The sequence below is a fragment of the Streptomyces sp. NPDC052016 genome, from assembly GCF_044548445.1.
Taxonomy (GTDB): domain Bacteria; phylum Actinomycetota; class Actinomycetes; order Streptomycetales; family Streptomycetaceae; genus Streptomyces.
Genome location: NZ_JBIUBX010000009.1, coordinates 42,855 through 50,895, shown reverse-complemented (window position 1 = coordinate 50,895; position 8,041 = coordinate 42,855). Strand labels below are relative to the sequence as shown.

At 71.7% G+C, this 8,041-nt stretch carries 7 protein-coding genes; 5 read left to right on the top strand and 2 right to left on the bottom strand.

All coding sequences use genetic code 11. From position 1 onward, the window contains the following. Positions 1–144: 144 nt before the first annotated feature. Positions 145–1,641 (bottom strand): oligopeptide:H+ symporter, encoded by a 1,497-nt coding sequence (locus tag ACIHAR_RS13260; RefSeq protein ID WP_400019211.1) that lies wholly within the window; start codon positions 1,639–1,641, stop codon positions 145–147. A 514-nt stretch (positions 1,642–2,155) separates the two neighbouring features. On the opposite strand from ACIHAR_RS13260, the gene ACIHAR_RS13255 reads away from it, so the two are divergent. Next, complete coding sequence (locus ACIHAR_RS13255) at positions 2,156–2,833, top strand: response regulator transcription factor (RefSeq protein WP_365468974.1); 678 nt, start codon at positions 2,156–2,158, stop codon at positions 2,831–2,833. Between the two features lie 175 nt (positions 2,834–3,008). Next, on the top strand, positions 3,009–4,283 hold the full coding sequence (locus ACIHAR_RS13250) for an ATP-binding protein (RefSeq protein WP_365468977.1): 1,275 nt from the start codon (positions 3,009–3,011) through the stop codon (positions 4,281–4,283). Positions 4,284–4,337: 54 nt separating this feature from the next. On the opposite strand, the gene ACIHAR_RS13245 is transcribed toward ACIHAR_RS13250, so the two are convergent. Further along, on the bottom strand, positions 4,338–4,838 hold the full coding sequence (locus ACIHAR_RS13245) for a GtrA family protein (RefSeq protein WP_365468979.1): 501 nt from the start codon (positions 4,836–4,838) through the stop codon (positions 4,338–4,340). Between the two features lie 198 nt (positions 4,839–5,036). Between ACIHAR_RS13245 and ACIHAR_RS13240 the strand changes: the two genes are divergently transcribed. The 3 genes from ACIHAR_RS13240 to ACIHAR_RS13230 are packed head-to-tail and all read left to right on the top strand — an operon-like array spanning position 5,037 to position 7,881. Then, complete coding sequence (locus ACIHAR_RS13240) at positions 5,037–6,176, top strand: 5-(carboxyamino)imidazole ribonucleotide synthase (RefSeq protein ID WP_400019208.1); 1,140 nt, start codon at positions 5,037–5,039, stop codon at positions 6,174–6,176. Then, the gene (purE, locus tag ACIHAR_RS13235) at positions 6,173–6,697 is read left to right on the top strand and encodes a 5-(carboxyamino)imidazole ribonucleotide mutase (protein WP_365468984.1); all 525 of its coding nucleotides are present in this window, start codon (positions 6,173–6,175) and stop codon (positions 6,695–6,697) included. Before ACIHAR_RS13240 ends, purE begins: the two co-directional genes overlap by 4 nt. Before the next feature lie 5 nt (positions 6,698–6,702). Next, positions 6,703–7,881 carry a dipeptidase gene (locus ACIHAR_RS13230; RefSeq protein ID WP_400019205.1) on the top strand — a complete coding sequence of 393 codons (1,179 nt, stop codon included), beginning with the start codon at positions 6,703–6,705 and terminating at the stop codon, positions 7,879–7,881. The last annotated feature ends 160 nt before the right edge of the window (positions 7,882–8,041 follow it).

The window sequence follows — 8,041 nt, the reverse complement described above, 5'->3', positions numbered from 1 at the left end:
GGTCGGCGCCTGCCGCCGCGGGCGCTGCGGCCCGCCCCCTCCCCCGCGGGGGCGGGGGCGCCCCCCCCGGTGCCGGGCACGGGGGGGGGCCCCCCCCCCCCCGGGGGGGGGGGCGGCCTCCGCCGTCAGCCGGGCCCGCGGGCCTCAGTTGACGTTGCCCATGAGTTCCTTCACGCGCTTGCGGTACATCCACACCGCCGCACCGGCGGCGACGGCGAGCACGGCCTGGAAGGCCACGATGCCCGTCTTGTTGAGGTCGACGCCGGCGATGGAGAGCAGGCCGGTCGTGGCGTCACCGGCGGTGACGGCCAGGAACCAGACACCCATCATCTGCGAGGCGTACTTCGCGGGCGCCATCTTCGTGGTGACCGACAGGCCGACCGGGGAGAGGGTGAGCTCACCGATGGTCTGGACGAAGTAGATGCCGACCAGCCACAGCGCGGCCGCCTTGTGACCGCCGTCGGCGATCGCCAGCGGGGCGAGGAACAGGAAGAAGGACGCGCCGATCATGACCAGGCCCATCGCGAACTTCGTCGCGGTGCTCGGCTCCTTGCCGCGCCGGGCCAGCGCCAGCCACGCCCAGGCGAAGACCGGCGCCAGAGCCATGATCATCACCGGGTTGACCGACTGGTACCAGGAGACCGGGAACTCCCAGCCGAAGATCCTGTTGTCCGCCGAGGAGTCGGCGAACAGCGACACCGTGGAGCCGCCCTGGTCGTAGATCATCCAGAAGATGGCGGCGGCGACGAAGAACCAGATGTACGCGGACATCTTCGACTGCTCGGCGCGGTCCAGCTCCTTGTCCCGCTTGATGCGGGCGATGACCGCGACGGGGATGACCAGGCCGGCGATCGTGATCGGGACCAGCAGCCAGTTCAGTGTGTAGTGGCCGGAGAAGCCGACGATCGCGTAGAAGACGGCGGCGACGGCGGCCCACAGACCCGCCTTGCGCAGCGTGGCGGTCTTCTCCGCGTCGGTCATCGGGGTCGGCACGACGTCCGAGCGGGAGCTGAGGTGGCGGCCGCCGATCAGGAACTGGGCCAGGCCCAGCGCCATGCCGAGCGCGGCGAGCGCGAAGCCCAGGTGCCAGTTGACGTTCTCGCCGATGGTGCCGATGACCAGCGGGGCGGCGAAGGCGCCGAGGTTGATGCCGATGTAGAAGACGGTGAAGCCACCGTCACGGCGCGGGTCGTCCGGGCCCTCGTAGAGGTGGCCGACCATCGTGGAGATGTTGGCCTTCAGCAGACCCGAACCGATGGCGACCAGGCCGAGACCCGCGTAGAAGGTGCCGGAGTTCGGCAGGGCCAGGGTGAGGTGGCCGAGCATGATGATCGCGCCGGCCACGGCGACCGTCTTGCGGGGGCCGAGGACACGGTCGGCGAACCAGCCGCCGGGGAGGGCGAGCAGGTACACGAGGGACAGGTACACCGAGTAGATCGCGGTCGCGGTGGCCGCGCTCAGGTGCAGGCCGCCCGGTGCCACCAGGTACAGCGGGAGCAGAGCCTTCATGCCGTAGTAGGAGAACCGCTCCCACATCTCGGTCATGAAGAGAGTGGCCAGTCCGCGGGGGTGGCCGAAGAAGGTCTTCCCGGATCCGGGTGTGCCCGGACGGGCCGAGTCCTTCGTCAGGCTGGACGCCATGGTCGTTCCTTGCTGGTCGGGACGCGCGAGTGGAGCGTTACGCGCCCGGTTGGGGCGGCCGGCACCGGCGTGATCGGCCCGTCCACCCCACGCCCACGGGGAGTCCGCTCCGGGTCTCGGAGTGGCGGACGGCGACCACCGGGATCCACGCCCCGCACGTCGGGGGCCCGGCCACAGGTCATTCCTCTCCAGGCCGGGGCAGGGGCACCGGCCCGCACACAAAAGAGACCCTCAGCGCCAAGTCCAGCGCCGAAGGTCCCTGCGTGCTACAGGCGTTGTTTCACCATACGTCAGCACAGTGCCTGATATGGAAGGACTTGAGATAGGGATCACAGGTGATCACGGAACCGTAGCCGCGATTCCAAGGTCCGTACCAGGATGACATCTCTGGACCAGAGGTTCGGACCAAGATCGGCCAGGTGGGGGAGAACCGGTCGTCCGGTATGTCCGCGGGTAAGAAACCGGGGCTCGCATCACACCTCTGGCCGTGCTCCGTGCGGACTACCATCGGCTCATGACCCGTGTACTGCTCGCCGAGGACGACGCGTCCATCTCGGAGCCGCTGGCCCGCGCACTGCGCCGGGAAGGGTACGAGGTCGAGGTGCGGGAGGACGGACCGTCCGCGCTCGACGCCGGGATCCAGGGCGGCGTCGACCTGGTCGTGCTGGACCTCGGCCTGCCCGGCATGGACGGCCTGGAGGTGGCCCGGCGGCTGCGCTCCGAGGGGCACGCCGTGCCGATCCTGATCCTGACCGCGCGCGCCGACGAGGTGGACACCGTCGTCGGGCTGGACGCGGGCGCCGACGACTACGTCACCAAGCCCTTCCGTCTCGCCGAGCTGCTCGCCCGCGTCCGGGCGCTGCTGCGGCGCGGCTCCGCCGAGCCCCAGCAGCCACCCGCCACCCACGGCGTGCGCATCGACGTCGAGTCGCACCGGGCCTGGATGGGCGACGAGGAGCTCCAGCTGACTGCCAAGGAGTTCGACCTGCTGCGGGTGCTGGTGCGGGACGCCGGCCGGGTGGTCACACGGGACCAGCTGATGCGGGAGGTCTGGGACACCACCTGGTGGTCCTCGACCAAGACGCTGGACATGCACATCTCCTGGCTGCGGAAGAAGCTCGGCGATGACGCGGCGAATCCCCGGTACATCGCCACCGTGCGGGGTGTCGGGTTCCGTTTCGAGAAAAGCTGAGGGCTTCCGCCGTTCGCGTCACCGCCGTGGGGTCCACGGCCCGTCCGCGACCGCGGGCCGGCCAGGTGTGGGCCGGTCGGGCCCACGCGGCGGAGCCGCGCATCGGCACAGCCCCGCGCCCCTGGAAGGGGCGCTGCACCACCGCTCGTCATGAAGCCACCGCCCGGAGGGCACCGTGCGCCGCCGTCTGATCCAGTCCACCCTCGCGGTCGTGCTCGTCGTGATCGCCGTCTTCGGGGTGTCCCTCGTCATCGTCGAGACGCGCACGATCAGCAACAGCGCCCAGGAGCGGGTGGAGCTGGAGGCGGCGCGGCTGGCCAGCATCGTGGACAGCCGGCTGCTGGGCGCGGGGGCCGTCGACGCGGCCGTGCTGAGCGACCAGGTCACCCACGACCGCTACGCCGAGATCCGCATCCCCGGACAGCGGCCCATCCAGGTCGGCACCGAGCCCGAGGGCGACGTCATCCGCGGTGAGGCGCAGGGCGAGGAGGGCGAGACGGTCGTCATAGAGGAGCCGCGCTCCTCCGTGACCCGGGAGGTCGGCCGCACCCTGCTGATCATCGGGCTGGTGGCGCTGCTGGCGGTGATCGCCGCGGTGCTCCTCGCCATCCGCCAGGCCAACCGGCTCGCCTCCCCCCTCACCGACCTCGCCGAGACCGCGGAACGCCTCGGCTCGGGCGACCCCCGCCCGCGCCACAAGCGCTACGGCGTCCCCGAGCTGGACCGGGTCGCCGACGTCCTCGACTCCTCCGCCGAGCGCATCGCCCGCATGCTCACCGCCGAGCGCCGCCTGGCCGCCGACGCCTCCCACCAGCTGCGCACCCCGCTCACCGCCCTGTCGATGCGCCTGGAGGAGATCACCCTCACCGACGATCCGGACACGGTGAAGGAGGAGGCCACCATCGCGCTCACGCAGGTGGAACGCCTCACGGACGTCGTCCAGCGGCTGCTGACGAACTCCCGCGACCCCCGCACCGGCTCCGCCGTCACCTTCGACCTCGACGAGGTCATCCAGCAGCAGCTCGCCGAGTGGCGCCCGGCCTACCGCAGCGCGGGCCGCGCGATCGTCAGCTCCGGCAAACGCCACCTGGAGGCGGTGGGCACCCCGGGCGCCGTCGCCCAGGTGCTGGCGGCGCTGATCGAGAACTCCCTCATGCACGGCGGCGGCACGGTCGCCCTGCGCACCCGTGTCACCGGCAACCAGGCCGTCATCGAGGTCACCGACGAGGGTCCCGGCGTCCCCGCCGACCTCGGCGCCCGCATCTTCGAGCGGGCCATCAGCGGCCGCAACTCCACCGGCATCGGCCTCGCCGTCGCCCGCGACCTCGCCGAGGCCGACGGCGGCCGCCTGGAGATGCTCCAGGCCCAGCCCCCGGTCTTCGGCCTGTTCCTGTCCCGGACCCCGCCGGAGAAGAAGACGGCGGCGGTCGAGGCGCCGACGGTCAGGTGACCGTCACCGGGCCGTGAGCCGCCCGACCGCCCCGGCCGTGGCACCGGGCGCCGTTCAACCGACCCGCTGCTTCGGCTCCGCCTCGCGGGGCTCGGCCGCCAGCATCGACTCGGCCTCCCGCAGGGGAAGCGCCCGGAACACCCAGGTCCGGTAGGACCAGAACCGGAACAACGTGGCGACCCCGATCCCGAGGAACTTGAACACGTTGCTCTGCAGCGGGCTGTCCCACCCGAAGCCGTACGTCGCCAGGAACAGCAGCCCGTTCTCGATGACCAGCCCGACCACGCTGAACAGCAGGAACAGCGACAGCTCCCGCGTCCGCCCGCTCTTGTCGCGGTCGCGGTACGCGAAGTAGCGGAACCCGAGGTAGTTGAAGGCGATGGCGACGACCGTCGCGATGACGCTGGCCCGCACCACCGGCAGGTCGGTGACGTGCCGCACGAGGTTGAACACGCCGAGATTGACCAGGAGACCCGCTCCGCCCACAGCGCCGAACTTGGCCAGCTCGTGGACGAGTCTCCGTAGCCGCCCCTGCCCCGAGGAACCATGTCCCATGGTCGTACAGGCCCCCGTCCGGGTGTCGGTTTCGTCAACCCAGCCATGCTAACCACCCCCCTCGCAGGTTTCCTGTGGTGAACCCCACCGGTCGGATTCCGGCCGGACGCGGGACCGGAAGGGGACGGTAAGAGGCGGGAAAGGGCTGGGTGAGAGGCGCGGAATCCGGCCGTCGTGCGGGGCCGATACCCTAGGTGCGTGACGTTCCCGGTAGTCGGCATGGTCGGCGGGGGTCAGCTCGCTCGTATGACACACGAGGCGGGCATCCCGTTGGGCATCAGGTTCAAGCTCCTCAGTGACACTCCCCAGGATTCCGCGGCCCAGGTGGTGAGCGACGTCGTCGTAGGCGACTATCGCGACCTGGAGACGCTGCGTGACTTCGCGCGGGGCTGCGACGTGATCACCTTCGATCACGAGCACGTCCCCACCGAGCACCTCCGGGCACTGGAGGCGGACGGCATCCCCGTCCGCCCCGGCCCGGACGCACTCGTGCACGCCCAGGACAAGGGCGTGATGCGCGCCAAGCTGGACGCGATCGGCATCCCGTGCCCCCGGCACAGGATCGTGAGCGACCCGCAGGACGTGGCGGCCTTCGCGGCCGAGGGCGACGGTTTCCCCGTCGTCCTCAAGACCGTCCGCGGCGGTTACGACGGCAAGGGGGTGTGGGTCGTCGGCTCCGTCGAGGAGGCCGAGGACCCCTTCCGCGCCGGCGTCCCCGTGCTCGCCGAGGAGAAGGTCGACTACGTCCGCGAGCTCGCCGCCAACGTCGTCCGCTCACCGCACGGCCAGGCCGTCGCCTACCCGGTCGTGGAGTCGCAGCAGGTCGACGGCGTCTGCGACACGGTCATCGCCCCGGCGCCCGGCCTCGACGAGGCCCTCGCGCTCCAGGCCGAGGAGATGGCCCTGACCATCGCCAAGGAACTCGGCGTCGTCGGCCACCTCGCCGTCGAGCTGTTCCAGACCCGCGACGGCCGCATCCTCGTCAACGAGCTGGCGATGCGCCCGCACAACTCGGGCCACTGGTCGATGGACGGCGCGATCACCAGCCAGTTCGCCAACCACGTCCGCGCGGTCCTCGACCTGCCGCTGGGCGACCCGCGCCCGCGCGCCCGGTGGACGGTCATGGTGAACGTCCTGGGCGGCGACTTCCCGGACATGTACTCCGCGTACCTGCACTGCATGGCCCGCGACCCCCAGCTCAAGATCCACATGTACGGCAAGGACGTGAAGCCCGGCCGTAAGGTCGGACACGTCAACACCTACGGCGACGACCTCGACGACGTGCTGGAGCGCGCCCGTCACGCTGCCGGCTACCTGAGAGGCACGATCACCGAATGAGCCCGGTTGTAGGCATCGTCATGGGGTCCGACTCCGACTGGCCCGTCATGGAGGCCGCCGCCCAGGCCCTCGACGAGTTCGAGATCGACTACGAGGTCGACGTCGTCTCCGCGCACCGCATGCCGCGCGAGATGGTCGCGTACGGCGAGCAGGCCGCCGACCGCGGGCTGAAGGTGATCATCGCGGGTGCGGGCGGCGCCGCCCATCTGCCGGGCATGCTCGCCTCCGTCACCCCGCTGCCGGTCATCGGCGTGCCCGTGCCGCTGAAGTACCTCGACGGCATGGACTCCCTGCTGTCGATCGTGCAGATGCCGGCCGGCGTCCCGGTCGCCACCGTCTCGGTGGCCGGCGCCCGCAACGCGGGCCTGCTCGCCGCCCGCATCCTGGCCGCCCACGACGAGGACCTGCTCGCCCGGATGCGCGACTTCCAGCAGGACCTCAACGACCAGGCCACCGAGAAGGGCAAGAGGCTGCGGGCCAAGGTCGACGGGTCCGCGGGCGGCTTCGGCTTCGGGAAGTGACGCCGATGACCCCGCTGGAGCAGGCCCGTGAGCTCCTGCGCGAGTTCCCGGTCGTCGACGGCCACAACGACCTGCCCTGGGCGCTGCGCGAGCAGGTCCGCTACGACCTCGACGCCCGTGACATCGCCACCGACCAGCACACCCACCTGCACACCGACATCCCCCGCCTGCGCGCGGGCGGCGTCGGCGCGCAGTACTGGTCGGTGTACGTGCGCGCGGACCTGCCCGACGCGGTGCCGGCGACGCTGGAGCAGATCGACTGCGTACGGCGGCTCGTCGACCGCCACCCGCGGCACCTGAAGGGGGCGCTGACCGCCGCCGACATGGAGGCGGCGCGCGCGGAGGGGCGTATCGCCTCGCTCATGGGCGCGGAGGGCGGCCACTCCATCGCCAACTCCCTGGGCACCCTGCGCGGCCTGTACGCGCTCGGGGTGCGCTACATGACGCTCACCCACAACGACAACGTGGACTGGGCGGACTCCGCCACCGACGAGCCGAGGTGCGGCGGCCTGACGGCGTTCGGCCGTGAGGTCGTGCGGGAGATGAACCGGCTCGGCATGCTCGTCGACCTCTCCCACGTGGCCGCGACGACCATGCGGGACGCGCTGGACGCGTCCTCCGCCCCGGTGATCTTCTCCCACTCCTCCTCGCGGGCCGTCTGCGACCACCCGCGCAACATCCCGGACGACGTCCTGGAGCGGCTGCCCGCCAACGGCGGCATCGCCATGGTGACGTTCGTGCCGAAGTTCGTGCTCCAGGCGGCCGTGGACTGGACGGCCGCGGCCGACGCGAACCTGCGCGCGCACGGCTTCCACCACCTCGACACCACGGCGGAGGCCATGAAGGTCCACCGTGCCTTCGAGGAACGGCACCCCCGCCCGACCGCCACGGTCGCGACGGTCGCCGACCACCTGGACCACATGCGCGAGGTGGCGGGCATCGACCACCTCGGCATCGGCGGCGACTACGACGGCACGGCCTTCACCCCCGAGGGCCTCGACGACGTCTCCGGCTACCCGAACCTGATCGCGGAACTCCTGGACCGCGGCTGGTCGAGGGCCGACCTCACCAAGCTGACCTGGAAGAACGCGGTGCGGGTGCTGAGTGCGGCGGAGGACGTGGCGCGCGGCCTGCAGGCGACGCGGGCCCCCTCCCACGCGACGATCGAGTCGCTGGACGGCTGACCGTCCGCGGCAGGGCAGAGCAGGGCAGGGGAGGGCACGGCAGGACAGGTGAGGGCGGGGGCGGGGGGGGCGGGGGGGGAGGCCGCCCCCCCCCCCCCCCCCGCCCCCCCCCCCCCCCGCCCGGCCGCCCCCCCCCCCCCCCCCGGGGTTGGCTCCGGCA

Coding starts and splice junctions, on each gene's coding strand:
- ACIHAR_RS13255 (WP_365468974.1), top strand. CDS start 2,156: ATGACCCGTGTACTGCTCGCCGAGGACGACGCGTCCATCTCGGAGCCG.
- ACIHAR_RS13260 (WP_400019211.1), bottom strand. CDS start 1,641: ATGGCGTCCAGCCTGACGAAGGACTCGGCCCGTCCGGGCACACCCGGA.
- ACIHAR_RS13230 (WP_400019205.1), top strand. CDS start 6,703: ATGACCCCGCTGGAGCAGGCCCGTGAGCTCCTGCGCGAGTTCCCGGTC.
- ACIHAR_RS13245 (WP_365468979.1), bottom strand. CDS start 4,838: ATGGGACATGGTTCCTCGGGGCAGGGGCGGCTACGGAGACTCGTCCAC.
- purE (WP_365468984.1), top strand. CDS start 6,173: ATGAGCCCGGTTGTAGGCATCGTCATGGGGTCCGACTCCGACTGGCCC.